This window comes from Streptomyces sp. BYX5S, assembly GCF_054724165.1.
In genome coordinates, this window is record NZ_CM138829.1 from 8180717 (window position 1) to 8206227 (window position 25511).

Consider the following 25511-nt stretch of genomic DNA (forward strand, 5'->3'; position numbering starts at 1 on the left):
CCACCATGGCTGAGACGGCTGACACGGCTCACACGCCCGACACGAAGAACCGCCCCGAGGACTCCGGCCGGGGCGCGGGCATCTCGCGGCGCCGCCTGATCGGGACGGCGGGCGCCACCGGCGTCGCGCTCGGCGCCGTCGGCGCGGGCGCGGGGTACGCCGTGGCGTCCTCGGACTCCCCCGAGCAGCAGACGGCGTTGACCTCGCTCGGGGCGGACGAGGTGATGTTTCACGGGAAACATCAGCCCGGAATCACCACCGCGATGCAGTCCCGCGGCCATCTCGTCGCGTTCGACCTGGCGGCGGGGGCGGGGCGCAAGGAGGCCACCGCCCTCATGCGCCGCTGGTCGGCGACGGCCGAGCGGCTGATGGCGGGCGAGCCCTCGTCCTCGGGGGACACGGGGGTGGCCCTCGACGCCGGTCCGTCCTCGCTGACCGTCACGTTCGGCTTCGGCCACAGCTTCTTCTCCCGTACGGGGCTGGAGAAGCAGCGCCCCGCCGCCCTCGACCCGCTGCCGGACTTCTACTCCGACCACCTCGACAAGGCGCGCAGCAACGGCGACCTGTGGGTGCAGATCGGCGCCAACGACCCGCTCGTCGCCTTCCACGCCCTGCGCGCGATCCAGAAGGACGCGGGCGGCGCCGCCAAGCCGCGCTGGCAGATGAACGGCTTCAACCGCTCGCCCGGTGCCACCGCCCACCCGATGACGGCCCGCAACCTCATGGGCCAGATCGACGGCACGGGCAACCCCAGGCCCGCGGACGCCGACTTCGACCAGCGGATCTTCGTGCCGGCTTCGGGCTCCGCGCAGTCCCCCGCGTGGATGGGCGGCGGCTCGTACGCCGTCGTGCGCAGGATCCGGATGCTTCTCGACGACTGGGAGAAGCTGTCGACGGCGGCGCAGGAGAACGTCATCGGGCGCAAGAAGTCCACGGGTGCCCCGCTGTCCGGTGGCAAGGAGACCACCGAGCCGGACCTGGAGAAGACGGACGCGAACGGCGACCTCGTCATCCCGATCAACGCGCACGCCCGCATCACCCGGCCCGACCAGAACGGCGGTGCCGCGCTGCTGCGCCGCCCGTTCTCGTACCACGACGGCTTCGACGAGGACGGCGTCCCGGACGCCGGCCTGCTCTTCATCTGCTGGCAGGCGGACCCGCTGCGCGGCTTCGTCCCGGTGCAGCGCAAGCTCGACCGCGGCGACGCCCTGTCGAAGTTCATCCGGCACGAGGCGAGCGGCCTGTTCGCGGTGCCGGGCGGCGCCGACAAGGGCGGGTACGTGGGGCAGGCGTTGCTGGAGGGGTGAGCGGCGAGAGGGGCCTCACGTACGCGTGAGCCCGGTTCCGTACGGCCCATTAGGGTGAGGCCATGCCAGCCAGCTACGCGTATCTCGGCCCCGAGGGCACCTTCACCGAAGTCGCCCTGCGCACGCTCCCGGAGACGGCCACCCGGGAGTTGGTCCCCATGGTGTCCGTTCCCGCGGCGCTCGACGCCGTGCGCGGCGGGGAGGCCGAGGCCGCGTTCGTACCGATCGAGAACTCCGTCGAGGGCGGCATCACCACGACCCTCGACGAGCTGGTCGCGGGCGATCCGCTGATGATCTACCGCGAGGTGCTGCTCGACATCACCTTCGCGCTGCTCGTGCGTCCCGGCACGGCGATCGGCGACATCAAGACGGTCACCGCGCACCCGGCCGCCCAGCCGCAGGTCCGCAACTGGATGAAGGCCCACCTGGCCGAGGACGTGACCTGGGAGTCCGCGGCCTCGAACGCCGACGGCGCGCGACTCGTACAGGAAGGGCGGTACGACGCCGCGTTCGCCGGCGAGTTCGCGGCCGAGAAGTACGGGCTCGTCCCGCTGGTCACGGAGATCCACGACGCGGAGAACGCGCAGACCCGCTTCGTCCTGGTCGGCAAGCCCGCACGTCCCGCCGCGCCCACCGGCGCGGACAAGACCTCGGTCGTCATCTGGCAGCGCGAGGACCACCCCGGCGGGCTGATGGAGCTGCTCCAGGAGTTCGCCATCCGCGGCGTCAACCTGGTGCTGTTGCAGTCCCGGCCCACGGGAACGGGCATCGGTGACTACTGCTTCGCGATCGACGCGGAGGGCCACATCGCGGACCGCCGGGTGGCGGAGGCGCTGATGGGGCTGAAGCGCGCGTGCCCGGAGGTGCGCTTCCTCGGCTCGTACCCGCGGGCCGGGGTCGGCGTCGAGGACGTGCGCCCGCAGCGGCCGGGAACGTCGGACGGCGCGTTCGTGGCGGCGTCGGACTGGCTGGCGCGCTGCCAGGACGGTCGCTTCTAGCGCACCTCGCCGGCACCTGCCGGATCCGGGTTTTCCACCGCCGGGTCCGGCTGCTTTTCGTCTGCGCGCCCTGTCCTACCAGCGGATTTTCTTCATCCACAGAAGTTATCCACAGGGCGCCTTCTCGACCTGGGGACAAGTCGACAGGAAGGTGCTGGTTGGTCGACAAATCGCCCTACAGGCCCCACATGTGTCCACAGCCCGGCAGGTCACCCTTCGTCCAGGCATTTCCCTTGATCAACTCTTTGGAGTGAAGCATTTCCACCCGAAAGTGAGCTTGCGAGCGGTTTGAGTGGGGAATTCTTCGTGACGCATGCGGCTTTCGGAATGATCCCTTCCGGCATCCACAGATCATTCTCACAGCCTGTGGATAACTCCCCAGGGCTGTGCGCAACTGTGGACAGCGGGCCCCCAAGTCCCGCCCGAGGCAAGGGGATCGGGTCAAGGAGGAGTGCCGCATCTGCCCCTTTCAAGGGAAAGTGGCAGGTTTTCCTTGACTCGCCGCCAGGAGCCGGTGTGGATCTTTTCCGGTCACGCTCCACCCATAATTCACATTCCGGCAAATAGGGCATAAGGGAGTGCAACGGATATCGGGTCGTGGGCCCGAACCGCGCAACGGTAGCCTTGAGGGGTGATTGACCTTCGCCTGCTCCGTGAGGACCCCGACCGTGTTCGCGCCTCCCAGCGCGCCCGTGGAGAGGACGTCGCGCTCGTCGACTCCGTCCTGTCCGCCGACGAGCGGCGCAGGTCGTCCGGGCTCCGCTTCGACGAACTCCGTTCCGAGCAGAAGTCGCTCGGCAAGCTGATCCCCAAGGCCTCCCCCGAGGAGCGCCAGGAGCTGCTGAAGAAGACGGGCGAGCTGTCCGCCGCCGTGAAGGCCGCCGAGGCCGAGCAGCGCGAGGCCGAGGAGGAGACGCAGCGGCTCGCGCTCCAGCTGGGCAACATCGTCCACCCCGACGTCCCGCGCGGCGGCGAGGAGGACTTCGTCGTCCTGGAGACGCACGGCACGATCCGCGACTTCGGCGCCGAGGGCTTCGAGCCCAAGGACCACCTGGAGCTCGGCGAGGCGCTCGGCGCCATCGACGTCGAGCGCGGCGCGAAGGTCTCCGGCTCGCGCTTCTACTACCTCACCGGTGTCGGCGCCCTGCTGGAGCTCGCGCTGGTCAACGCGGCGATCGCGCAGGCCACCGAGGCCGGCTTCACGCCGATGCTGACCCCCGCGCTGGTGCGCCCGCGCGCCATGGAGGGCACCGGCTTCCTCGGCCAGGCCGCGGAGAACGTGTACCACCTGGAGAAGGACGACTACTACCTGGTCGGCACCTCCGAGGTCCCGCTCGCCGCGTACCACATGGACGAGATCGTCGACGCGGACCAGCTGCCGCTGCGCTACGCCGGCTTCTCGCCGTGCTTCCGCCGCGAGGCCGGTACGTACGGCAAGGACACCCGCGGCATCTTCCGCGTGCACCAGTTCGACAAGGTCGAGATGTTCTCGTACGTCCACCCGGACGACGCGGAGAACGAGCACCAGCGGCTCCTGGAGTGGGAGAAGCAGTGGCTGACCGGCCTGGAGCTGCCGTTCCAGGTGATCGACGTCGCCACCGGCGACCTCGGCTCCTCTGCCTCGCGCAAGTTCGACTGCGAGGCGTGGATCCCGACCCAGGGCAAGTACCGCGAGCTGACCTCCGCCTCGAACTGCGACGGGTTCCAGGCGCGCCGCCTGTCCATCCGGATGCGCGACGGCAAGAAGACGCAGCCGCTGGCGACGCTGAACGGCACGCTGTGCGCCGTCCCGCGCACGATCGTGGCGATTCTGGAGAATCACCAGCAGGCGGACGGCTCGGTGCGGGTCCCGGAGATGCTGCGGCCCTACCTTGGTGGACGCACCACTCTGGACCCCAAGTAGTCGCGGGCTGAGCGGGCCGCGTCGACGACGCGGCCCGTCCCGTCCCCGCACTGCCCCCAGCGCACGCACTGCCCGCACCGCCCGTAGAGCCTGGAGCCGAACGCCACGTGAGCCATCCCGCTCCCCTCGCCCCCGCCTTCCCGTACAAGCTCGTGGCGACCGACCTCGACGGAACGCTCCTGCGCTCCGACGACACGGTCTCCGAGCGCACGCGTGAGGCGCTCACCGCGGCCACCGCGGCGGGCGCCACGCACATCATCGTGACCGGCAGGGCGGTGCCGTGGACCCGGCACATCCTCGACGACCTCGGGTACGACGGCCTCGCGGTGTGCGGGCAGGGCGCGCAGGTCTACCACGCGGGGGAGCACCGGCTGCTCACCTCGGTGACGCTGGACCGGCAGCTGGCGGGGATCGCGCTCGCCAAGATCGAGGCCGAGGTGGGGCCGCTGGCGCTGGCCGCGAGCCGCGACGGCATCGAGGGCGAGGTCATCGTCGGACCCGGCTACCAGGTGCAGGACGGGCCGCTGCCCGTCGTGCCGTTCACGGAGCTCGGCGAGCTGTGGGCCGAGCCGCTGAACAAGGTGTACGTCCAGCATCCCGGCCTCACCGACGACCAGCTGGCGGAGGTCGCGCGCAACGCGGCCGGCGGCCTGGTGGGCGTCACGATGGCCGGTGAGGGCATCGTGGAGCTGCTGCCGCTCGGGCTCTCCAAGGCGACGGGGCTCTCGCTGGCGGCGCGGCGGCTGGGGGCGAAGGCCGCCGACACGATTGCCTTCGGCGACATGCCCAACGACATTCCGATGTTCGGGTGGGCGGCGTACGGGGTGGCGATGGCGAACGCGCACGAGGAGTTGAAGTCGGTGGCCAGTGAGGTGACGTCGTCGAATCAGGACGACGGGATCGCGGTGGTGCTGGAGCGGTTGCTCGGCTGAGGGCCCCGGTGGCGGTCGGCCGTCACCCTCTCCCGGTCGGCCGTTCCTACGGCACGGGGCTCCGCCCCGGACCCCGCTGCTCAATCGCCGCAGGGGCTTGAAGAGGTCCGGGCGCCGCTGCTCGATCGCCCCCAAGGGCTTGAAGAGGTCCGGGCGCCGCTGGGCATCGCCGCGAGGGCTTGAAGAGGGTCGATCGCCGCAGGGGCTTGGTTCTGTGCGGAGGATGCGCGGATCGAACGCGCGCGGGGGATCGCCCCGACCACGGCTTAGCAAGCCGGTGCCTTGCCACTCGGCCAATCCTCCGGGTGGGCGGCCCGCGTGTCACGGAAGGGACACGCGCTCGAAGCGGCCGCCCCGGGCGTCGCCCCTGAGGCGGGGCTCGACGGAGTGCAATGACTACTCCGGAGCCTGCCTGAGGCCGCCCCGCCGGGAGCTCGACGGACTACTGAAGGACATCGCCGCGCTCCTCTCCCGGTCCTCGCACGCCGTGGTCGGCGTGCTCACACAACTACTGTGCCGCGCGGCCGAGTTGACCGCCACCGAATTATCGGCGACGCCACCTGCGGCGCCGCGCCTTGCTGAAGAACCAGCCCGCGGGCGGCTCGTCCGAGCGCCACGGCTGGGGCTCCGGCCCGCCCTTGCGCCAGCGCCGCGCGAGCATGCGCGCCCGCGCCGACGGCTCGGTCGTCTCGGCGGCCCGTATGAAGTCCATGTCCAGGACCACGTCGTCCCAGGCGTCGTCGCCCCGACCGGTCCGGTCCTCCCCCTCGCGGTTCGTCTCGTCTGCCATCGCGGGCCCTCCGGGTCTGCGGTGCGGTGTGCTTCGGGGCGGCCGTGGGACGGCGCACCCTCCCACCAGTGTCCGGGTGGGAGGGTGAAAACAGCATCAAGACGGACACCGGCCCCCGTGGGGGGGGGGGCGGCGGCCCTACTCCTCCCCGGCCAGCTTCAGCGTGCGCAGCTTCTGCCCCGCGTACCAGGTCGCCAGCACCGTCACCACCACGAGGAACACCGTCGCGAGCGGCAGCCCCACGTCCGAGGTGACGAGGTCGCCGCCGGCCACCTTCTGGGCGACCGCGAGCGACCACTGCTGCACGCTGAGCGTGCGCGCCCCGGAGACCAGCGACCCGAAGAGGGCCTCCCACACGAGGGCGTAGACGAGGCCGAAGACGACCGCGTGCCGGGTGACCGTGCCGAGCAGCAGGAAGATCGCGGCGTACGCGATGGAGGCCACGAGCGCGGCGACCGTGTACGCGACGGCGATCTGCTGCCCGTTCCCGTTCAGGATGAAGCCCGCGATCAGTGTCGGGACGGCGGAGAACACCATGGTCACGCCGATGGCCACGATGAGCTTCGTGAAGATGATCGTGGGCCGCTTGATCGGCTTCGACAACAGGTAGACGACGGAGCCGTCGTCGATCTCCGGGCCGATCGCGCCCGTCCCCGCGATGACGCCGATCAGCGGCACCATCGTGGCGAGCGCGAACCCGCCGAGCAGATCGGTCGCCGTCTGGTCGTCGGCTCCCGTGAGTCCGCGGACCAGGCCGGAGATCACGACGAGCAGCACGGGCAGCGCGAAGAGGATGAGGGCCCGGCGCCTGCCGAGCAGGGCCCGGTAGGTGAGCCGGGCGACAGTGGGGTCGTACATCAGGGCCTCCTACGCCGCGACGAGATACGAGAAGACGGACTCGAGGGACTCGTCGGACGGCGAGACCGTGAGCAGGCGGATGCCGTGCGCCCGCGCGACCTTCGGCAGCAGCGTCGTGAACCGGCCGAAGTCGACGGCCTGGATGTGCAGCGCGCCCTCCTTCAGGTCGACCTCGATGCCCGCCGTCGACGGGTCCGCGATCAGCACGGCGGCCAGGGCCCGGTCGTCGCTGGAGCGGACCAGATAGCGGTGCGGGCGGTCGGTCATCAGGCGGCGGATCCTGCGGAAGTCACCGCTGGCCGCGTGCCGGCCCGCGACGATCACCTCGATGTGGGAGGCCAGTTGCTCGACCTCCTCCAGGATGTGCGAGGAGAACAGGACGGTGCGGCCGTCGTCCCCCATGCGTCGCAGCAGGTCCATGAGCTGCATGCGCTGGCGCGGGTCCATGCCGTTGAACGGCTCGTCGAGGAGCAGCACCGACGGGCTGTGGACGAGCGCGGAGGCCATCTTCACGCGCTGCCGCATGCCCTTGGAGTACGTCGAGATCTTGCGGTCCTGCGCGTACTCCATCTCGACCGTGGCCAGCGCCTCCCCGGCCGCCTTCTTGCCGAGGCCGTGCAACTCCGCGTTGGCGACGACGAATTCGCGTCCCGTGAGGAAGTCGTACATGCCCTCGCGCTCGGGGACGATGCCGATGTGCCGGTAGATCTGTTCGTTGCGCCAGATCGGCTCCCCGTCGAGGGTCACCGAGCCGTTGGAGGGGGCGAGGAAGCCGCCCATCATGTTGATGAGCGTGGACTTCCCCGCGCCGTTCGGGCCGAGCAGGCCGGTGACGCCGGGGCCGATGTTCATCGAGACGTCGTTGACGGCGACCACGTTGCCGAACCAGCGTGAGACGTGGTCGATGTTGATCGTGGTCACAGTCCGACCTTCCGGTAGCGGCGCATCAGCAGCCCGTAGGAGCCGGCGATGAGCGCGAGGACGACGAGCAGATAGACCAGGCCCTGGGCCGCCGAGGGGCCGTGCGCCCCCGGGAAGGACGAGCCCGCCCCGAGGAAGGCGGTCCCCACGCCGTCGATGAGCGTGATCGGTGAGAAGAGGCCCAGCCAGGTCACCGCCCCGCCGTTGTCCTGGGCGTCGGCGATCGCCTGGACCGTGGACACGGCGCCGTAGGAGATGGTCAGCACCGCGATGACGGCGGCGATGCCGAACCCGCGGCGCGGGGTGACGGCGGAGACGACGAGGCCGATCCCGGCGAAGAGCAGCGACAACAGCGCCACGGAAACCAGTCCTTGGGCGAATCCCTTGGTCTGCTCGGCGAAGTCCAGCTTGGCGAGCAGAGAGCCGATGTACAGCACGAGCAGCGGCGCGGCCGTGAGGACGAACAGGGCGGAGGTCAGGGCCGCGAACTTCGCGGCCACGTAGTCCACCCGCTCGATGGGGCGGGAGAAGTAGAGGGGGATCGTCTTGAAGCGCAGGTCCAGGGAGACGGCGTTGGGCGCGGCGGACGCCACGTAGAGGCCGATCACCGCCTGGAGGAGCACCGCGTAGCGCGTGTAGTCGACGGGCAGGTCGTTCGCCTTCGTGGCGACGGCCACCGCGACCATGATCAGCGCCGGGACGCACATGACGATGAAGAGCAGCATCGGCAGCACCTTGGACTTGGCCGAGCGGCCCAGTCCGTAGGCCCCGCGCAGGCTCTGCGAGAAGAGCGAGCGGCGGGCGTACGCGCGGCCGAGGCGGGGGCCGTCGTAGTGGCGGTAGCCGATGTTGTGGATCTGGGTGGACGCGCGGTCCACAGCGCTGGGCTCGGTGGTCATCGCGCCGCGCCTCCCGTCTGCTGCGAAGCGGCGGTGGCCGCCCAGGCGGCGGCGCGCTCGGAGTCCTGCTCCGGCTGCTGCTCCTCGGGGCGGAAGACCTCCGCGATCTGGTGCCTGCGCTGTTCCATCCGGACCAGGCCGAGGCCGAGGTCCGCGACGACGTCGCGCACGACGTCGTACGTCTCCTCGCCCTGCGCCGTGATCAGCACGGTGTGTCCCGCGCCGGGAAGTTCGCCGCCGGTGGCCGTCTCGATGCCGAGCCGGGCGAAGGCCTCGCGCAGCGCCTTGGTGCCGTCCGGGTGTTCGTCGCTGTCGGTGACCTCGATCGCGAGCGTCGCCGTGGCCTGCGTGAAGTCCGTGGTGGAGCTGGAGCGCAGCAGCTTGCCGCCGTCGATGATCACGACGTGGTCGCAGGTGCGCTCCAGCTCGCCGAGCAGGTGCGAGGTGACGAGGACGGAGATGCCGAAGTCGGTGTGGACCCGGCGGATGAGGCCGAGCATGTCGTCCCGGCCGACCGGGTCCAGGCCGTTGGTCGGCTCGTCCAGGAACACCAGCTGCGGGTCGTGGACCAGCGCCTGGGCCAGCTTCACGCGCTGCTTCATGCCCGTCGAGTAGCCGCCGATGGGGCGGTAGCGCTCCTCGTACAGGCCCACGTGCCGCAGCGTGTCGGCGGTGCGCTCGCGGGCGGCGGTGGGGGGCAGGCCCGACATGCGCGCCATGTGCACGACGAGTTCGGTGGCCGAGACGTCCGGGGGCAGGCAGTCGTGCTCCGGCATGTACCCGACCCGCTCGCGGATCTCGGCGCCCTTCGTCGCGACGTCGAGTCCGAGCACTTCGGCACGGCCCTCCGACGCGGGGGACAGACCAAGAAGAATCTTGATCATGGTGGACTTGCCGGCTCCATTGGCCCCGACGAGTCCGGTCACCCCGGGCCCGATGTCCATGGTCAGCCGGTCAAGCGCGGTCACCCGGGGGAACCGCTTGCTCAGGCTTTCGGTCGCGATCACAGTCACGGTTCGACCGTAGTGGCGCAGGCCACACCAATTCGTCAGACCGTGGTGTGGACCTCGTATGAGACCTGAGTATTACGGGTCCCTAGGGATCCACCCTGAGTAGCCCCGCCCGGAGCCCCACCCCGACCTTCCGTCCGAGCGGCCCCGTGCAGACCCCTTGACGTCGCCGCCAGGCATTGTCACATTCATCAGTGTCAAGTTACGAACGCGTACGGCGACGGTCGGGACGGACGGCATGACCTCAGCGGTGGTACGTGAACTCTCGGCTGAGCTGCGGGGGTTCAGAGAAGTGCAGCGGCTCGCGTACGCGTGTGCGGAAGCGGTCGCGGGCCGGCTCAAACCCGGCGTGACCGAGCGCGACGCGGCGCGGATGCAGCGGGAGTGGCTGCGCGAGCGCGGCGTGCGGGACTGGTTCCACCTCCCCTTCGCCTGGTTCGGCGACCGCACGGCGTTCGTGGACTTCCGGGTGCCGCTCCAGTTCTTTCCGACGAACCGGAGGCTGGAGGCGGGGATGCCTTTCATCCTCGACATGGCGCCGGTGCACAGGGGATTCACCGCGGACATCGGCTACTCGGGCTGCCTCGGCCTCAACCCCGTGCACGACAAGCTGCTTTCGGATCTTGAGGCGCACCGTGAGCTGATCCTGCGCGAGGTGCGCGAGCGCCGTTCGCTGCGGGAGATCTACGAGGACGTGGAGCGGTTGATGGTCCGCCAGGGGTATGCGAACCGGCATCGCGCGTACCCCTTCGGCGTCATCGCGCACAAGGTCGACCGGGTCCGGGAGCGCCGGTTCAACCCCACCCTGTTCGGCTTCGGCACGCAGTCCCTGAAGGGCCTGGCGAGCGACGCGCTGCACGGGCACCGGGACGGCTGGTCGCCGCTGTGGTCGCCGTACCGGTTCTCCGACCATCCGCCGACGCCCGGCCTGTGGGCGGTCGAACCGCACCTCGGATTCCGGGGCACGGGCGCGAAGTTCGAGGAGCTGCTCGTGGTCACCGACTCCAAGGACGCGCAGGAGAGCGCCTTTTGGCTGGACGACGATCTGCCGCACGTGCGGCGCTGGGCGGAGGGCATCTGATGACGGACCTGATGACGATCCACGGGGCGCGCGAGCGCTGGGTGCGCACGGGCGGACTGGAGCTGTGCGTCGTCGAGCTGGGAGAGCCCGGCGGGCCCGAGCGGCCCACGGTGGTGCTCGTGCACGGCTACCCGGACTCCAAGGAGGTGTGGTCGGAGGTCGCCGCGCGGCTCGCGGACCGCTTCCACGTGGTGCTCTACGACGTACGCGGGCACGGCCGGTCCACCGCTCCGAAGCCGCTGCGGGGCGGCTTCACCCTGGAGAAGCTGACCGACGACTTCCTCGCGGTGATCGACGCGGTCAGCCCGGACCGCCCCGTGCACCTGGTGGGGCACGACTGGGGTTCGGTGCAGTCGTGGGAGTTCGCCACGGTCGAGCGCACCCAGGGCCGCATCGCGTCCTTCACGTCGATGTCGGGCCCGTCCCTCGACCACTTCGGGCACTGGATCAAGCAGCGCGTGAAGCGGCCCACGCCCCGCAAGGTGGGCCAGCTCCTCGGGCAGGGCGCCAAGTCCTGGTACGTGTACATGCTGCACACCCCCGTGCTGCCGGAGCTCGCCTGGCGCGGGCCGCTCGGCAAGCGCTGGCCGAAGATCCTGGAGCGCGTCGAGCGCGTCCCGGCGGGCGACTACCCGACGGCGTCACTGCCGTCGGACGCCGCGCACGGGGCCTGGCTGTACCGGGACAACGTCCGTGCGCGGCTGAGCCACCCGCGCGAGGACGCGTACGCGCACGCGCCCGTGCAGCTCGTCACGCCTCTCGGTGACGCCTTCCTGTCGCCGAAGCTGTACGACCAGCTGGAGTCGTGGGCGCCCCAGCTGACGCGCCGCGTGCTGCCCGCCAAGCACTGGGTGCCGCGCACCCGCCCCGATCAACTCGCTTCATGGATCGGCGAGTTCGTGACGGCCAACGACGGGCAGGGCGCCGCCGGTCTGCCCGCGCAGCGCACGGTGGCCGACGGCAAGTACGCGGACCGGTTCGGCGGCCAGCTGGTCCTGGTGACCGGTGCGGGCAGCGGCATCGGGCGGGCCACCGCGTTCGCCTTCGCGGAGGCCGGCGCGCGCGTGATCGCCGTGGACCGGGACGCGGAGAGCGCCGCGCGGACCGCCGAGCTGGCCCGGCTCGTCGGCGCCCCCGAGGCCTGGGGCGAGACCGTCGACGTCTCGGACGAGCAGGCCATGGAGAAACTCGCCGCGAAGGTCGCGGACGAGTACGGGGTGGTCGACGTCCTGGTGAACAACGCGGGGATCGGCCTGTCCGGCTCGTTCTTCGACACCACCCCGGAGGACTGGAAGAAGGTCCTCGACGTCAATCTGTGGGGCGTCATCCACGGCTGCCGTCTCTTCGGCAAGCAGATGGCCGAGCGCGGCCAGGGCGGCCACATCGTGAACACCGCGTCCGCGGCGGCGTACCAGCCCTCGAAGGCGCTGCCCGCGTACTCGACCTCCAAGGCCGCGGTCCTGATGCTCAGCGAGTGTCTGCGCGCCGAGCTGGCCGGGCAGGGCATCGGGGTCTCCGCGATCTGCCCCGGCTTCGTGAACACGAACATCACGGCGACGGCCCGCTTCGCCGGGGTCGACGCGGCGGAGCAGAAGCGCCGCCAGAAGAAGTCCTCGCGCCTGTACGGGCTGCGCAACTACCCGCCGGAGAAGGTCGCCGACGCGATCCTGGGCGCCGTCGTGCACGACAAGGCGGTAGTCCCCGTCACCCCGGAGGCCCGCGGCGCCCACTTGATGTCCCGCTTCACGCCGCGTGCCCTGCGCGCGGTCGCCCGCCTGGAGCCGCCGCTGTGAGCACCGGCGACGGGGCGGGACAGCCGGACGCCGAGTACCGGATCGAGGACCTGGCCCACCACAGCGGGGCCACGGTCCGCACGATCCGCGCCTACCAGGACCGCGGGCTGCTGCCGCGGCCCGAGCGCCGCGGCCGGGCGAACGTGTACACGCACGCGCATCTGTCCCGGCTGCGCCGGATCGCCGACCTGCTGGACCGCGGCTACACGCTGGCGTCCATCAAGGAGTTGCTGGAGGCCTGGGACGCGGGGCGGGGCCTGGGCGGCGTACTCGGTCTGGTCGCCGAGGTGGACGGGCCGTGGACGGACGAGCGGACGGGGCGCATCACGCGCGCGGAGCTGGACGAGAGGTTCGGCGGCGAGCCCGACGAGGTGGCGGTACAGGACGCGGTCGAGCTCGGCGTGCTGGAGCGTGTTCCGGGAACGGACGACGAGTTCCTCGTCCCGAGCCCTCAAGAGCTGGCCGTGGCAGCCGAATTGCACGCGGCCGGTGTTCCCCTTTCCGCGATCTCGGGCCATCTGCGGGAGTTGAGGGGTCAGGTCGAGCACATCGCGGCCCGTTTCCTGGAGTTCACTACTGAACACGTCTTCGCGCGCTATCTCGGCCCGCAGCCTCCGACGGACGCGGAAGCGGCCGAAGCGGCGTCGCTCGTCCGTCGGCTGAGGCCGCTCGCCCAGCACTCGGTCGACGCCGAACTCGCGCGCGCGATGCGCCTGTTCGCCACCCGCCACCTGCACCACCACCTCGCTCAAGGATCCGCGGTGGAAGCAGTGGAGGAACCGGAAAAAGTGGCGCTGCCGGCGGAGACAATACGAGCCGTACGCAGACTTGTTGGCGCGGAGAACGTCGCCGCGTTCGTCGCCGCGGCGGCTGAACGAGAAGTACAGAAGCGAACGTTGGACACGTTGGCAGCAAATCCCGCCAATAAGGACTAAGTTGACCAAATCGGCTATTTCACCGAGGAGTTGTCCACAGAAACGCCAACTACCCTGTGGATAACTCGACTTGGCTGTGGATCAAACATGCGAGCCGAAACTCACGGAAGAAATCCGCATGCACGGCGGGGGTCCTCCGGGGCAACCTGACGCCATGAACGAGCAACGCGCCGTCAGAGTCTCGAAGTACCTCTCCAAGCACCTGCGGCATCAGCCGGAGCGGATCGGCCTGACGCTCGACGAGGCCGGCTGGGTGGAGATCGACGCGCTGCTCGACGCGGCCCGCGCGCACGGCTTCCCGATCGGGCGGGCCGAGCTGGAGCGGGTGGTCGCCGAGAACGACAAGCGGCGCTTCGCCGTCGACGGCTCCCGGATCCGCGCGAGCCAGGGCCACTCCGTCGCGATCGACCTCGGCCTGCCCGAGGCCGAGCCGCCCGCGTACCTGTACCACGGCACCGTCGCCCGCTTCCTCGACGCGATCCGCCGCGAGGGCCTCAAGCCGATGAACCGGCACGACGTCCACCTCTCCGCCGACCGTGAGACCGCCACCCGGGTCGGCGCCCGCCGCGGCCGCCCCGTCGTGCTCCCGGTCGACGCGGGCGCGATGCACCGCGCCGGACACACGTTCCGGATCAGCGCCAACGGCGTCTGGCTCACCGCCGCCGTACCCCCACGCTACCTGCGCTTTCCCGGCCAGGCCTGCTGAGCGTCGCACCTGCGCATACGCTCACAGGCATGACCGACAACGCCCCCGCCGCACCCCTTCGCCCCCTGCGCCTGAGCACCGTGATCCTGCCCTACCGCCGCTGGCACGAGGGCGCCCGCGACGCATGGGTGCGCGCCGAGGAGCTGGGGTTCCACACCGCGTACACGTACGACCACCTGTCGTGGCGCGTGCCGTTCCGGGACGGGCCGTGGTTCGGGGCCGTGCCGACGCTGACGGCCGCGGCGACCGCCACCGAGCGGATCCGCCTGGGCACCCTCGTGACCTCGCCGAACTTCCGGCACCCCGTCACCCTCGCCAAGGAACTGCTCACGCTCGACGACATCTCCGGTGGCCGGATCACGCTCGGCATCGGGGCGGGCGGCACGGGATTCGACGCAAGCGCTCTCGCGCACAGCGAGCAGAAAGCGTGGACGCCGCGCGAGCGGGCCGACCGTTTCGCGGAGTTCGTCCCGCTGCTCGACCGGCTGCTCACCGAGGACACGGTCAGCTTCGACGGCACGTTCTACTCGGCGGGCGGAACGGTCGGCGCCCAGAACATCCCTGGCTGCGTGCAGCGCCCCCGGCTGCCGTTCGCGGTGGCCGCGACGGGCCCGCGCGGCCTGAAGCTCGCCGCGCGGCACGGACAGGCGTGGGTGACCACCGGCGACCCGAAGCTGTTCGAGTCGGGCACCCCGCAGGAGTCGATTCAGGCCATTCGCGGTCAGGTCGGGAAGCTGGCCGCGGCGTGCGAGGCCATCGGCCGCGACGTGGGGGAACTCGACAAGGTCCTGCTCACCGGATTCACCCCCGATCGGGCCCGCCCCCTCAGCTCCGTCGACGCCTTCGTCGACTTCGCGGGCAACCACCGTGAGCTGGGCTTCACCGAGCTGGTCGTGCACTGGCCGATCCCGGACACCGACTTCGCGGCCGACCGGAAGACCTTCGAGGCGATCGCCACGGAGGCGCTGGCCCAACTCGACTGAAACGGACGCCGTCACGCCGGGGACCGAGCGGGGCGCATGAGCCAGGTGCGCACTCATATGTGCGCCCCGCAGCACGCCCGTGCACGCATATGCGCGACCATGGAGCGGTGACCTCACCGACTCCTGGGCCCCGGACCCCGGCCCCCACCGCCCCCTCGCCCCGGCTGATCGCCACCGACCTCGACGGCACGCTGCTGCACGACGACAAGACCGTCTCCCCGCGCACGGTCGCCGCGCTCGCCGCCGCCGAGGAGGCCGGCATCGAGGTCTTCTTCGTGACCGGGCGCCCGGCCCGCTGGATGGGCGTCGTCAGCGCCCATGTGCACGGCCACGGTCTGGCGATCTGCGGAAACGGTGCCGCGGTCGTGGACCTGCACGGCGGCGCGGACGGGCACAGCTTCGTCAAGATCCGCGAGCTGTCGGTCCGGGACGCCCTCGACGTCGTCCGCGTCCTGCGCGACGTGGCCCCCGGCACCACCTTCGCCGTGGAGCGCACCGGCGGACTGCACCACGAGCCGGCGTACCCGCCGCTGCACCTGGACCCCGGGGAGAGCGTCGCCCCGGCGGAGAAGCTGCTCGCCCCGGACTCCGACGTCGCGGACCAGCCGGTGCTCAAGCTCCTCGCGTACCACCCGGAACTCGACCCCGACGCGTTCCTGGCCCTCGCCCGCGCCGGAGTCGGTGACCAGGCGGCCATCACCCGGTCGAGCCCGAGCGCGCTCCTGGAGATCAGCGGGCCGGGCGTCTCCAAGGCGAGCACGCTCGCCATGTGCTGCGCGGAGCGCGGCATCGCGCCCACCGAAGTGGTCGCCTTCGGGGACATGCCCAACGACATGGAGATGCTCGCCTGGGCGGGCACCTCCTACGCCATGGGCAACGGGCACCCCGAGGTCCTCGCCTCGGCGACCGGCCGCACGGCGACCAACAACGAGGACGGCGTGGCCCGCGTCATCGAGGACATCCTGGCCGCGCGCACCCCGTCCGCGGGCCCCGCGGCCTCGGCGACGGGCGCCTGCCAGGAACCCGCCTAGCCGTGCGCAGGACCCAGAGATTCAGCAGGACCCGGAGATTCAGCGGAGCCCCAGAGCTTCAGCGGAGCCCTAGAGCTTCACGTGCCGCTCGGCGAACCACTTCACCGGGTCCACGCCCGAGCCGTGATCCGGCGTGAGCCGCACCTCGAAATGGAGGTGCGGCCCCGTCGAGTTGCCGGTCGTGCCCGACTGGCCGACCCACTGGCCCGCGCGGACCTTCTGCCCCTGGTCGACGGTGATCGCGGCCAGATGCGCGTACTGCGTGTAGTAGCCGCCGGAGTGCCGCACGACGACCTCGATGCCGAACGCCCCGCCGCAGGACACGCGCACGACCCGGCCCGCGCCCACCGCCCGGACCGGCGTGCCGATGTCGACGGCGAAGTCCTGGCCGGTGTGCCGGTGCGCCCAGCGTTCGCCCGCGCTGTCGAAGCCCGCCGACAGCGCGTACTTCCGCACAGGGGGCAGCCACGCGCGCGTAGTCGAGTTCTTCGGCTCCTTGAGGCGGACGGCGCCCCGGCACTGCCCCGCGGTGACCGACTGGTCCGCCTCTCCCTGGAGCTGCCAACGCGCCGCTTCGAGCTTGCTCTGGATGCCCTTCTTCAGGCGTGCGAGCCGGACATTGCGCTCCTTCAGGGAGCGCCATTCGGCCGCCGCGGCACGCTGTCCGTCCGCGAGCCTGCGCTCGGCGCGCCTGCTCTTGTCCACGGCGTTGTTGAGCGCCAGGTCGGCCTGCCAGACGGCCCGCTGACCGCTCATCAGTCGCTCGGGGTTCCCGTCGAGCAGCATCTGCGCCGCGACGGGGATGTCGCCGCCGCTGCGGTACTGGGCGCGGGCGATCCGGCCGAGGTCGCCGTGCAGTACGGCGATCTCCCGCCGCTCCCGCGCGAGCAGCCGCTCCATCCGCCGCGCCTGCGCCCGCTGCGCGGAGGCGGCCCTGCGGCCGCTCTCGTAGCGCTGCGAGGCCGTCGACGCCTCCTCGTAGAGACGCGCGACCTCCGCGCTCGCCCCGGGGCCCTCCGCTCCCCGGGAGATCGTGGGCGGGCCACCGAGGGCCACGAGGGCGCACAGCAGCACCGGGACGGCGAGCGAAGTGCCGGTGCGGCGGGGTCCTTGACGCATGCCTCGGATCGTTGACCGCCGCGCTCCGGTCCTCCTGCGGAGCTGGTACGGCCGAGGGAACGCAGGCCCCCGTACGGCCCAGGGACGTACCGCCGAACCAGGGAGGCGCGCGGTCTCAGTACGGCGCCTGCCACACCACCGTCGTCCCGGCCCCGTCGAGCCCCGTCCCGTACCAACTGGCGCCGCCGAGCGACTCGGCCCGCCTCTTGAGGTTCTTCAGGCCGCTGCGCCGACCGCCCTCCTGGATGCCCACGCCGTCGTCCGCCACCGTCAGGCGGACGCCCTGCGAGCCGTCGGGGAGGATCACGTCGGCGTCCACGACGACGTCGATACGGTCGGCCTCCGCGTGCCGGAACGCGTTGGAGAGGGCCTCGCGCAGCGCCGCGATGAGGTTCTTGCCGGTGAGTTCGCCGACGACCGTGTCGACGGGCCCGAGGAAGCGGTGCGAGGGCTTGAAACCGAGCGGTACCGCCGCCATGTTGATCTCGCGCAGCACCTTGGTGCGCAGCCCCGACGGCGCCTCGGTGGGTCCCTGCTGGAGCGCGAAGATCGCGGTGCGGATCTCCTGGATCGTGGTGTCCAGCTCGTCGACCGCCTTGCCGACCCCGGTCCGCACCTCGGGCACCACGGAGCGGCGCTGGGCGGTCTCCAGCATCATCCCGGTGGCGAACAGGCGCTGGATGACGAGGTCGTGGAGGTCCCGCGCGATCCGGTCGCGGTCCTCCAGGACGGCGAGGCGCTCCCGGTCGCGCTGCGCCTCCGCCGTCACCAGGGCGAGCGCCGCCTGCGACGCGAACTGGGTGGCCAGGGTGCGCTCCACCTCGGTGAAGGGACGGCCCCCGCGCGCGCGGGCCATCATCAGCGTCCCCATGACCCGGCCGCCGCTCTGGAGGGGCAGCATCATGGACGGCCCGTACTCGTGCGCGAGGCCGGTCAGCATGCGGGGGTCGGTGGCCGCGTCGTCGACGAACACGGCGTGCCCTTCGAGCAGTTCGGAGATGATCGCGCTCTCCGGAGGGACGACCACGCCGAGCGCGCCGGAGGGCTCGTCCGCGTCCACGGCGACGATCTCCATGCCGCCCTCCTCCGCGGGCAGCAGCACTATGCCGGACGCCGAGTCCGACAGATGCCTGGCCTGCTCCGCGACCACCTGGAGCGCGTCGTCGGCGTCGCCGCCCGACAGGAGCGCCGTGGTCACCGCCACGGAGCCGTCGATCCACCGCTCGCGCTGCTTGGCCGCTTCGTAGAGGCGCGCGTTGCCGATCGCGATGCCGGCCTCCGTGGCGAGCACCCGGACCACGTTCAGATCGTCGTCGTGGAACTCGCCGCCGCCGCGCTTCTGCGTGAGGTACAGGTTGCCGAAGATCTCGCCCTGTACGCGGATGGGGAGGCCCAGGAACGAGTGCATCGGCGGATGGTTCGGCGGGAAGCCGCACGAGCGGGGGTCGTCCGCGAGGTTCGCGAGGCGCACCGGGCGGGGGTCGTGGATGAGCGCGCCGAGCAGTCCCCGGTGGCCGTCGGGCAGCCGCCCGATGAGCTCGGCGGTCGCCTCGTCGACCCCGTAGTAGACGAAGTCCGAGAGCCCGTCGCCGTCCTCGGAGATGACGCCGATCGCGGCGTACTCGGCGTCGGCGAGTTCGGCGGCCGTCTCGCAGATCCGGTCGAGCGTGGAGTGCAGCTCCAGACCGGTGCCCACGGAGCGCATCGCCTCCAGGAGCTGCGGCAGCCGCGCGGTCAGCTCGGCCGACAGCCCGTGCAGGCTGCGCGTCGCCTCGGTCGCCGCCTCCAGGGAGGCTGCGGCGGGCTCGGCGGGGGACGGGGCGCCGGGGTCCGTGGGTGCTGCCATGCGACGAGCCTAATTAGTACCAATTCGCGACGAAAGTCGGTTATGGCTCGGCACTCCCCGGACGCCCGGCCCTCTCGGGCCTCCTCAGGCCCCCGCGGCAGCCAGCGCCTCCGCCGCGCCCTCCCGCTCCCGCAGTTCCCTGAGCGGCCCGCCGACCGCGGCCAGCTCGGCGTTCGGACCGCGCTGCGCGACCCGCCCGCCGTCGAGCACGACCACCTCGTCCACGGCCTCCAGTCCGGCCAGCCGGTGCGTGATCAGCACCGTCGTCCGCCCACGCGTGGCGTCCAGGAGGTCCGCGGTCAGCGCGTCCGCCGTCTCCAGGTCGAGGTGTTCGGCGGGCTCGTCGAGCACGAGGACGGGGAAGTCGGCGAGCAGCGCGCGGGCCAGCGCGAGCCGCTGCCGCTGGCCGCCCGACAGCCGCGCGGCGTGCTCGCCCACCAGAGTGTCGAGCCCGTCCGGCAGCGCCCGCGCCCACCCCCGAAGACGTACGCGGCCGAGCACCTCCCACAGGTCGTCCTCGGTGGCGTCCTTCCTGGCGAGCAGCAGGTTCTCGCGGAGGCTGCTGTCGAAGAGGTGGGCGTCCTGGGCGCACAGCCCGACGAGCCGGCGGACGGCGTCGCTGTCGAGTTCCGCGGCCTCGACCCCGCCGAGCGTGTACGTCCCGGCGTCCGCGTCGAGGAAGCGCAGCAGCACCTGGGCGAGGGTCGTCTTGCCGGACCCCGACGGGCCGACGACGGCGACGCGGCGCCCGCGCTCCAGCGTGAGGTCGACGCCGGCGAGCGCGTCCCGTTCCTGGCCCTCGTAGCGGGCGGTGAGGTCGCGGACGACGAGCGGGAAGGGGTCCCGCGGCGGCTGTGCGGACCGCTCGGGCTCCCGTACGGGTTCCGGCGCGTCCAGCACTTCATAGACCCGCTCGGCGCTCTTGTGGACGCGCTGGCGGTGCTGCACGGCGAGCGGCAGGCCGAGCACCGCCTCGAACGCGGCGAGCGGCGTGAGCACGACGACCGCGAGCGAGACCCCGTCGAGCTGCCCGGCGCGCACGCCCTGGACGCCGACGAGCGCGGCGGCCGCCACGGTCAGGCCGGTGAGCAGCGCGGTGAGCCCGTCGCCGAGGGCGGTCGCGGTGGCGGCGCGCGAGGCGATCCGCGTCAGCGCGGAGTCGGCGTCGTCGGCTTCCTTCCTGCGGCGCGCGAGGGCACCGGCGACCGTCAGTTCCGCGGTGCCGGTGAGGAGTTCGGCCGCCTTGGTGGCGAGCACCCCGCGCGCGGGGGCCAGCCGCCGCTCGGCGCGCCGGGACACCGCGCCGGACAGCAGCGGCACCCCGATCCCGGCGAGCAGCAGCCCCACGGCGAGCACGGCGCCGGCGGCGGGCAGCAGCCAGGCGGTGAACGCCACCGAGCCCGCGCCCACGAGCGCGGCGACCGACGCGGGCAGCAGCCAGCGCAGCCAGTAGTCCTGGAGGGCGTCGACGTCGGCGACGAGCCGGGAGAGCAGATCGCCGCGCCGCTGGGTGCGCAGCCCGGCGGGCGCGAGCCGCTCCAGGCGCCGGTACACGGCGACCCGGGTGTCGGCCAGCATGCGCAGCACGGCGTCGTGCGACACGAGCCGCTCCAGGTACCGGAAGATGGCCCGCCCGATGCCGAACGCGCGCGTGGCCGTCACCGCGACCATCAGGTAGAGCACCGGCGGCATCTGCGAGGCCCGCGAGATCAGCCAGCCCGATGTCGCCATCAGGCCCACCGCGCTGCCGAGCGCGAGCGCCCCGAGCAGCAGCGCAAGGACCAGCCGCGAGCGGCGCGGCCGGGCGGCGTCGCGCAGCCGCGTGAGGACGTGCCGCCGGTCCGCCACCGCGTCGCCCCGCCCCTGCGCGGGCACGGCCTCGGCGGCTTCCACGGCCTCGGCGGTCTCGACCAGGTCCCGCTCGGTCGCGCTCCCCGGGGCGGCACCCCGCACGGGCACCAGTTCCCCGGCGCCGGGCGCCTCGATCCGTACGACGCGGTCCGCGGCGGCGAGCAGCGCGGGCCGGTGCACGACGAGCAGCACCGTGCGTCCCACGGCGAGCCTGCGCACCGCGTCGACGATGCCCGCCTCGGTCTCCCCGTCGAGCGCGGCCGTCGGCTCGTCGAGCAGCACCACGGGCCGGTCCGCGAGGAACGCCCGCGCGAGCGCGAGCCGTTGCCGCTGCCCGGCCGAGAGCCCGGCGCCGTCCTCCCCGAGCACGGTGGCCGCGCCCTGGGGCAGCGCCTCGACGAACTCCTCGGCTCCCGCCTCCCGCAGCGCGGCGAGCACCGCGGCGTCGTCGGCGTCCGGGCGCGCGAGCCGTACGTTGTCCGCGATCGACCCGGCGTACAGCTGCGGACGCTGCGGAACCCACGCCACGCGCGCGTGCCACGCGTCGCGCGACACCTCGGCGAGGTCGACACCACCGACGCGGATGCGCCCGCCGGAGGGCCGTACGAAGCCCAGCAGGGTGCCGATGAGCGTCGACTTGCCCGCTCCGCTCGGCCCCACGAGGGCCACGGTCTCGTTCTCGGCGACCTGGAAGGTGGCCTCGGAGACGGCGTCCGTGGAACGCCCCTCGTAGCGGACGGAGACGCCCTCGAAGTCGATGCCGCCGGCCGCGGGCACCTCACGCGCGCCGGACCGCGGCAGCGGCGTCTCCAGGACGGCGAAGATCTCCTCCGCCGCGGCGAGCCCCTCGGCCGCCGCGTGATACTGCGCGCCCACCTGCCGCAGCGGCAGATAGGCCTCGGGAGCGAGCACGAGGATCACGAGCCCGATGTAGAGGTCCATCTCACCGTGCACGAGCCGCATGCCGATGGTCACCGCGACGAGCGCGACCGACAGCGTGGCCAGCAGCTCCAGCGCGAACGACGAGAGGAAGGCGATCCGCAGGGTGCGCATCGTCGCCCTGCGGTACTGGTCGGTGATCCGGCGGATGGACTCGGCCTGCGCCTTGGCGCGGCCGAACACCTTCAGCGTCGGCAGGCCCGCGACCACGTCCAGGAAGTGCCCCGAGAGCCGGGACAGCAGCCGCCACTGGCGGTCCATCCGGGACTGGGTCGCCCAGCCGATGAGCATCATGAAGATCGGGATGAGGGGCAGCGTGCCGACGATGATCGCCGCCGACACCCAGTCCTCGGTGACGATGCGGGCGAGCACCGCCACCGGGACGACCACCGCGAGCCCCAACTGCGGCAGATAGCGGGAGAAGTAGTCGTCGAGCGCGTCCACGCCGCGCGTCGCGAGCGCCACGAGGGACCCGGTGCGCTGCCCGCTCAGCCAGCCCGGCCCGAGCCCCGCGGCCCGCTCCAACAGCCGCCTGCGCAGCTCCGACTTGACCGCCGCGCTCGCCCGGTGCGCGGCCAGCTCGGTCAGCCAGGACACGACTCCGCGCCCGACCGCGACCGCCACCAGGAGCAGCATCGGCGTGCGCAGGTCCGCCACGTCGAGGCCGTGCTGGAACGCGCCCACCACGACCTCGGCGATGAGCATGGCCTGCGCGACGACCAGGCCCGCCCCGGCGGCGCCGAGGACGACCACCGCCAGCAGGAAGAGGCGAGTGGCCCGGCCGTACCGGAGCAGACGCGGGTCGATCGGTTTCACGTGAAACACACCCTCACGGAGACGAACGCAGACGGGGCGAGGAAGCTCGTCACGCCCCTTTGTCGGGTCAGTGCGCTTCGGCCGGCATGTGGTTCGTGCCGAGCCGCTTGCGGAACACCCAGTAGGTCCAGGCCTGGTAGAGCAGGACCAGCGGCGTCATGATCCCGGCGACCCAGGTCATGACCTTCAGCGTGTAGGCGCCCGAGGACGTGTTGTCGATCGTCAGGTTCCACGCCTCGTTGAGCGAGGACGGCATGACGTTCGGCACCAGCGACAGGAAGATCACCGCGACCACGGCCGCGATCGCGATCCCGTTGAAGGTGAAGGCCCAGCCCTCGCGCCCCTTGGCGTTCATCGCGAGCGTTCCGAGCAGACCGACGACCGCCACGGCGAACGCCACCGCGGTCCACACCGTGCCGTGCTCGACCTGGATCCAGGCGAGGAACCCGCCGCCGAGCAGCACGGTGGCCACCCCCGCCTTGGTCGCGAGCGCACGCGCCCGCATCCGGATGTCGCCCTGCGTCTTCAACGCGGTGAACACGGCCCCGTGCAGCGTGCACACGGCGGTGAAGGCGAGCCCGCCGAGCAGGCCCCACCAGGTCAGCAGGTCGGCGAAGGAACCGGCGAAGTCCTGATCGGAGTTGATCGGCACGCCGTTCACCATGTTGGCGAACATCACGCCCCACAGGAACGGCAGCAGCAGCGAGCTGACGAAGAGCACCAGCTCCCAGTTGCGCTGCCAGCTCTCCTCCGGCCGCTTGTGCCGGTACTCGAAGGACAGCACACGCACGATCAGCAGCAGCAGCGCGAGCACGAGCAGCAGGTAGAAGGCGCTGAAGAACGTCGCGTACCAGACGGGGAACGCGGCGAACATCGCGCCGGCCGCGGTCAGCAGCCAGACCTCGTTGCCGTCCCACACCGGCCCGATGATGTTGATCAGCACGCGCCGCTCGGTCCGGTCCCGCGCGAGCAGCCGCGTCAGGATCCCCACCCCGAAGTCGAAGCCTTCGAGGAAGAAGTAGCCGGTCCACAGAACGGCGATCAGAAGGAACCAGAAGTCGTTGAGGCCCATGGCGTTTCTCCTCTCAGTACGCGAAGGTCAGGGGCTTGTCGGCGTCATCGTCGTCGTCGGAGTCGTCGTCCCAGGGCCCCCGTAGCTTCGGGTCCTTGGTGGGCGGCTCCTCGTCCGTGTCCGGACCCTTGACGGCGTACTTCTTCATCAGCCGTACGTTGATCCAGAACAGCACCGCGTACAGCAGGGTCAGAGCAGACAGTGAGATCGCCATCTCGGTCTGGCTGACGCCGGGGGAGACCGAGTCCGCGGTCTTGAACAGGCCGTAGACGGCCCAGGGCTGACGGCCCATCTCGGTGAAGATCCAGCCGATGGAGTTGGCGATGAAGGGGAAGATCAACGAGGCCATGCCGACCCGCCAGCCCCACTTCGTGACGGTCGGGCCCAGTTCCTTCTTGTTGGTCAGCATCAGCTTGGGGATCTCGTCCTCACCCCTTCGATGCTCGGGCAGCAGCCATCGCTTCTTCCGCGTCAGCCAGAACCCGGCACCCGCGGCGACGGCGGCGGTGAGCCCGATGCCGATCATCAGGCGGAAGCCCCAGAAGGTGACGAAGATGTTGGGGACGTAGTCCTCGGGCTGGCCGCCGTACTTGTCGGCCTCGGCCTGGGCCGTCTCCTGGATGCCCGGGACACAGCTGGTGAAGTTGCTGTCGGCCAGGAAGGACAGCAGGCCCGGAAGCTCTATCTCGACGGAGTTGTGGCCCTTGGTCACATCGCCGACCGCGAAGATCGAGAAGGGCGCGGGGCATTCGGTGTCCCACAGGGCCTCGGCCGCCGCCATCTTCATCGGCTGCTGCTTGAACATCACCTTGGCCAGCTGGTCGCCGGAGAGGGCGACCAGGATGCCCGCGATCATCGTGGTGATCAGGCCGATCCGCAGCGAGCTGCGCAGCGTGATGGTCCGCTTCCGGTCGACCTGCTCGCCGGCGTCCTTCTGCTTCTTGATCTTCCACAGCAGGAAGCTGGCGATGCCGATCATGAAGGCGCCGCCGGTCAGGAAGGCGGAGGAGATCGTGTGTGCGAACTGCACGACCGCGGTGTTCTGGAAGAGCACGTGCCAGATGTCGTTGAGCCGGGCCACACCGGTCTTGCTGTCGATCTCGTAGCCGACCGGGTGCTGCATCCAGGAGTTGGCCGCCAGGATGAAGTAGGCCGAGGCGAGCGTGCCGATCGACACCATCCACATGCAGGCGCAGTGGATCTTCTTCGGCAGCTTGTCCCAGCCGAAGATCCACAGCCCGATGAAGGTGGACTCGAAGAAGAAGGCGATCAGCGCCTCCATCGCGAGCGGTGCGCCGAAGACGTCACCCACGAACTTCGAGTAGTCCGACCAGTTCATGCCGAACTGGAACTCCTGCACGAGGCCGGTGGCCACCCCGATCGCGATATTGATCAGGAAGAGCTTTCCCCAGAACTTCGTGGCGTGGAAGTACTTCTCCTTGCCCGTGCGCACCCATGCCGTCTCCAGGCCCGCCGTCAGCGCCGCCAGGGAGATCGTCAGTGGCACGAACAGGAAGTGGTAGACGGTGGTGATGCCGAACTGCCATCGCGCCAGGGTCTCCGGTGCGAGAGCGACCGTTGTCGGGTCCACTGCGTCTTCTCCTTACATCGCCGTGATCACAGCGGCAGTTTGCCCCTTTAATCCAACAAATCCCGGGAGGAACCGGGACACGCTTGTGAACGCGTTCACATTCACAAGCATTATGTCGTACTGATTGTCG

General features: G+C 71.2%; 20 protein-coding genes and 1 tRNA gene. 10 read left to right on the forward strand and 11 right to left on the reverse strand.

Translation table 11 applies throughout. The features are described from left to right. The first annotated feature begins 5 nt into the window (after positions 1–5). The 4 genes from efeB to ACYBSK_RS37015 all read left to right on the forward strand — a co-directional run bounded on the left by efeB (position 6) and on the right by ACYBSK_RS37015 (position 5140). On the forward strand, positions 6–1307 hold the full coding sequence (gene efeB / locus ACYBSK_RS37000) for an iron uptake transporter deferrochelatase/peroxidase subunit (RefSeq protein WP_460244709.1): 1302 nt from the start codon (positions 6–8) through the stop codon (positions 1305–1307). 62 nt (positions 1308–1369) lie between these two features. Continuing rightward, complete coding sequence (pheA, locus tag ACYBSK_RS37005) at positions 1370–2305, forward strand: prephenate dehydratase (protein WP_457481548.1); 936 nt, start codon at positions 1370–1372, stop codon at positions 2303–2305. Between the two features lie 631 nt (positions 2306–2936). Beyond that, positions 2937–4208, forward strand: a complete 1272-nt coding sequence (gene serS / locus ACYBSK_RS37010; RefSeq protein WP_457481549.1) for a serine--tRNA ligase — start codon at positions 2937–2939, stop codon at positions 4206–4208. Positions 4209–4315: 107 nt separating this feature from the next. Continuing rightward, entirely contained in the window at positions 4316–5140 is an 825-nt protein-coding gene (locus ACYBSK_RS37015) for an HAD family hydrolase (protein WP_460244710.1), read from the forward strand. 217 nt (positions 5141–5357) lie between these two features. Here ACYBSK_RS37015 and ACYBSK_RS37020 read toward each other — a convergent pair. From ACYBSK_RS37020 to ACYBSK_RS37045, 6 genes are all read right to left on the reverse strand, one after another. Further along, positions 5358–5443: transfer RNA gene (locus ACYBSK_RS37020), tRNA-Ser, on the reverse strand. A gap of 241 nt (positions 5444–5684) precedes the next feature. Beyond that, positions 5685–5930: an SGM_3592 family protein gene (locus ACYBSK_RS37025; RefSeq protein ID WP_457481551.1), complete on the reverse strand. Its 246-nt coding sequence runs from the start codon at positions 5928–5930 to the stop codon at positions 5685–5687. A gap of 138 nt (positions 5931–6068) precedes the next feature. Continuing rightward, positions 6069–6788: an ABC transporter permease gene (locus ACYBSK_RS37030; protein ID WP_457481552.1), complete on the reverse strand. Its 720-nt coding sequence runs from the start codon at positions 6786–6788 to the stop codon at positions 6069–6071. A 9-nt stretch (positions 6789–6797) separates the two neighbouring features. Next, complete coding sequence (locus ACYBSK_RS37035) at positions 6798–7709, reverse strand: ABC transporter ATP-binding protein (RefSeq protein WP_460244711.1); 912 nt, start codon at positions 7707–7709, stop codon at positions 6798–6800. Beyond that, positions 7706–8608 carry an ABC transporter permease gene (locus tag ACYBSK_RS37040; RefSeq protein WP_457481554.1) on the reverse strand — a complete coding sequence of 301 codons (903 nt, stop codon included), beginning with the start codon at positions 8606–8608 and terminating at the stop codon, positions 7706–7708. Before ACYBSK_RS37040 ends, ACYBSK_RS37035 begins: the two co-directional genes overlap by 4 nt. Next, positions 8605–9615, reverse strand: a complete 1011-nt coding sequence (locus tag ACYBSK_RS37045; RefSeq protein ID WP_460247175.1) for an ABC transporter ATP-binding protein — start codon at positions 9613–9615, stop codon at positions 8605–8607. Before ACYBSK_RS37045 ends, ACYBSK_RS37040 begins: the two co-directional genes overlap by 4 nt. Positions 9616–9856: 241 nt before the next feature. On the opposite strand from ACYBSK_RS37045, the gene ACYBSK_RS37050 reads away from it, so the two are divergent. From ACYBSK_RS37050 to ACYBSK_RS37075, 6 genes are all read left to right on the forward strand, one after another. Continuing rightward, positions 9857–10699, forward strand: a complete 843-nt coding sequence (locus tag ACYBSK_RS37050; protein ID WP_460244712.1) for a M24 family metallopeptidase — start codon at positions 9857–9859, stop codon at positions 10697–10699. A gap of 11 nt (positions 10700–10710) precedes the next feature. Next, a complete protein-coding gene (locus tag ACYBSK_RS37055) occupies positions 10711–12492 on the forward strand; it encodes an SDR family oxidoreductase (RefSeq protein ID WP_457481983.1) in 1782 nt (593 codons plus the stop codon). After that, a complete protein-coding gene (locus tag ACYBSK_RS37060) occupies positions 12489–13427 on the forward strand; it encodes a MerR family transcriptional regulator (RefSeq protein ID WP_460244713.1) in 939 nt (312 codons plus the stop codon). Before ACYBSK_RS37055 ends, ACYBSK_RS37060 begins: the two co-directional genes overlap by 4 nt. 154 nt (positions 13428–13581) lie before the next feature. After that, positions 13582–14133: an RNA 2'-phosphotransferase gene (locus ACYBSK_RS37065; protein ID WP_460244714.1), complete on the forward strand. Its 552-nt coding sequence runs from the start codon at positions 13582–13584 to the stop codon at positions 14131–14133. Between the two features lie 29 nt (positions 14134–14162). Then, the gene (locus ACYBSK_RS37070) at positions 14163–15116 is read left to right on the forward strand and encodes an LLM class flavin-dependent oxidoreductase (RefSeq protein ID WP_460244715.1); all 954 of its coding nucleotides are present in this window, start codon (positions 14163–14165) and stop codon (positions 15114–15116) included. Between the two features lie 89 nt (positions 15117–15205). Then, entirely contained in the window at positions 15206–16147 is a 942-nt protein-coding gene (locus ACYBSK_RS37075) for a Cof-type HAD-IIB family hydrolase (protein WP_457481559.1), read from the forward strand. Between the two features lie 69 nt (positions 16148–16216). Here ACYBSK_RS37075 and ACYBSK_RS37080 read toward each other — a convergent pair whose 3' ends face one another. The 5 genes from ACYBSK_RS37080 to ACYBSK_RS37100 form a co-directional block, all read right to left on the reverse strand. Next, positions 16217–17266 carry a M23 family metallopeptidase gene (locus ACYBSK_RS37080; protein WP_457481560.1) on the reverse strand — a complete coding sequence of 350 codons (1050 nt, stop codon included), beginning with the start codon at positions 17264–17266 and terminating at the stop codon, positions 16217–16219. A gap of 115 nt (positions 17267–17381) precedes the next feature. Continuing rightward, entirely contained in the window at positions 17382–19112 is a 1731-nt protein-coding gene (locus tag ACYBSK_RS37085) for a GAF domain-containing sensor histidine kinase (RefSeq protein ID WP_457481561.1), read from the reverse strand. 84 nt (positions 19113–19196) lie between these two features. Further along, positions 19197–22718: a thiol reductant ABC exporter subunit CydD gene (gene cydD / locus ACYBSK_RS37090; protein WP_460244716.1), complete on the reverse strand. Its 3522-nt coding sequence runs from the start codon at positions 22716–22718 to the stop codon at positions 19197–19199. 67 nt (positions 22719–22785) lie between these two features. Further along, entirely contained in the window at positions 22786–23790 is a 1005-nt protein-coding gene (gene cydB / locus ACYBSK_RS37095) for a cytochrome d ubiquinol oxidase subunit II (RefSeq protein WP_457481563.1), read from the reverse strand. 13 nt (positions 23791–23803) lie between these two features. After that, positions 23804–25381, reverse strand: coding sequence for a cytochrome ubiquinol oxidase subunit I (locus ACYBSK_RS37100; RefSeq protein WP_460244717.1), 1578 nt, complete (start codon positions 25379–25381; stop codon positions 23804–23806). Between the last annotated feature and the right edge of the window lie 130 nt (positions 25382–25511).

Bases quoted from the DNA above. Each gene is read 5' to 3' on its own strand.
- ACYBSK_RS37070 (WP_460244715.1), top strand. From the start codon at position 14,163: ATGACCGACAACGCCCCCGCCGCACCCCTTCGCCCCCTGCGCCTGAGC.
- ACYBSK_RS37050 (WP_460244712.1), top strand. From the start codon at position 9,857: ATGACCTCAGCGGTGGTACGTGAACTCTCGGCTGAGCTGCGGGGGTTC.
- ACYBSK_RS37085 (WP_457481561.1), bottom strand. From the start codon at position 19,112: ATGGCAGCACCCACGGACCCCGGCGCCCCGTCCCCCGCCGAGCCCGCC.
- ACYBSK_RS37030 (WP_457481552.1), bottom strand. From the start codon at position 6,788: ATGTACGACCCCACTGTCGCCCGGCTCACCTACCGGGCCCTGCTCGGC.
- ACYBSK_RS37025 (WP_457481551.1), bottom strand. From the start codon at position 5,930: ATGGCAGACGAGACGAACCGCGAGGGGGAGGACCGGACCGGTCGGGGC.
- efeB (WP_460244709.1), top strand. From the start codon at position 6: ATGGCTGAGACGGCTGACACGGCTCACACGCCCGACACGAAGAACCGC.
- ACYBSK_RS37040 (WP_457481554.1), bottom strand. From the start codon at position 8,608: ATGACCACCGAGCCCAGCGCTGTGGACCGCGCGTCCACCCAGATCCAC.
- ACYBSK_RS37055 (WP_457481983.1), top strand. From the start codon at position 10,711: ATGACGATCCACGGGGCGCGCGAGCGCTGGGTGCGCACGGGCGGACTG.
- ACYBSK_RS37075 (WP_457481559.1), top strand. From the start codon at position 15,206: ATGCGCGACCATGGAGCGGTGACCTCACCGACTCCTGGGCCCCGGACC.
- cydB (WP_457481563.1), bottom strand. From the start codon at position 23,790: ATGGGCCTCAACGACTTCTGGTTCCTTCTGATCGCCGTTCTGTGGACC.
- ACYBSK_RS37065 (WP_460244714.1), top strand. From the start codon at position 13,582: ATGAACGAGCAACGCGCCGTCAGAGTCTCGAAGTACCTCTCCAAGCAC.
- pheA (WP_457481548.1), top strand. From the start codon at position 1,370: ATGCCAGCCAGCTACGCGTATCTCGGCCCCGAGGGCACCTTCACCGAA.
- ACYBSK_RS37080 (WP_457481560.1), bottom strand. From the start codon at position 17,266: ATGCGTCAAGGACCCCGCCGCACCGGCACTTCGCTCGCCGTCCCGGTG.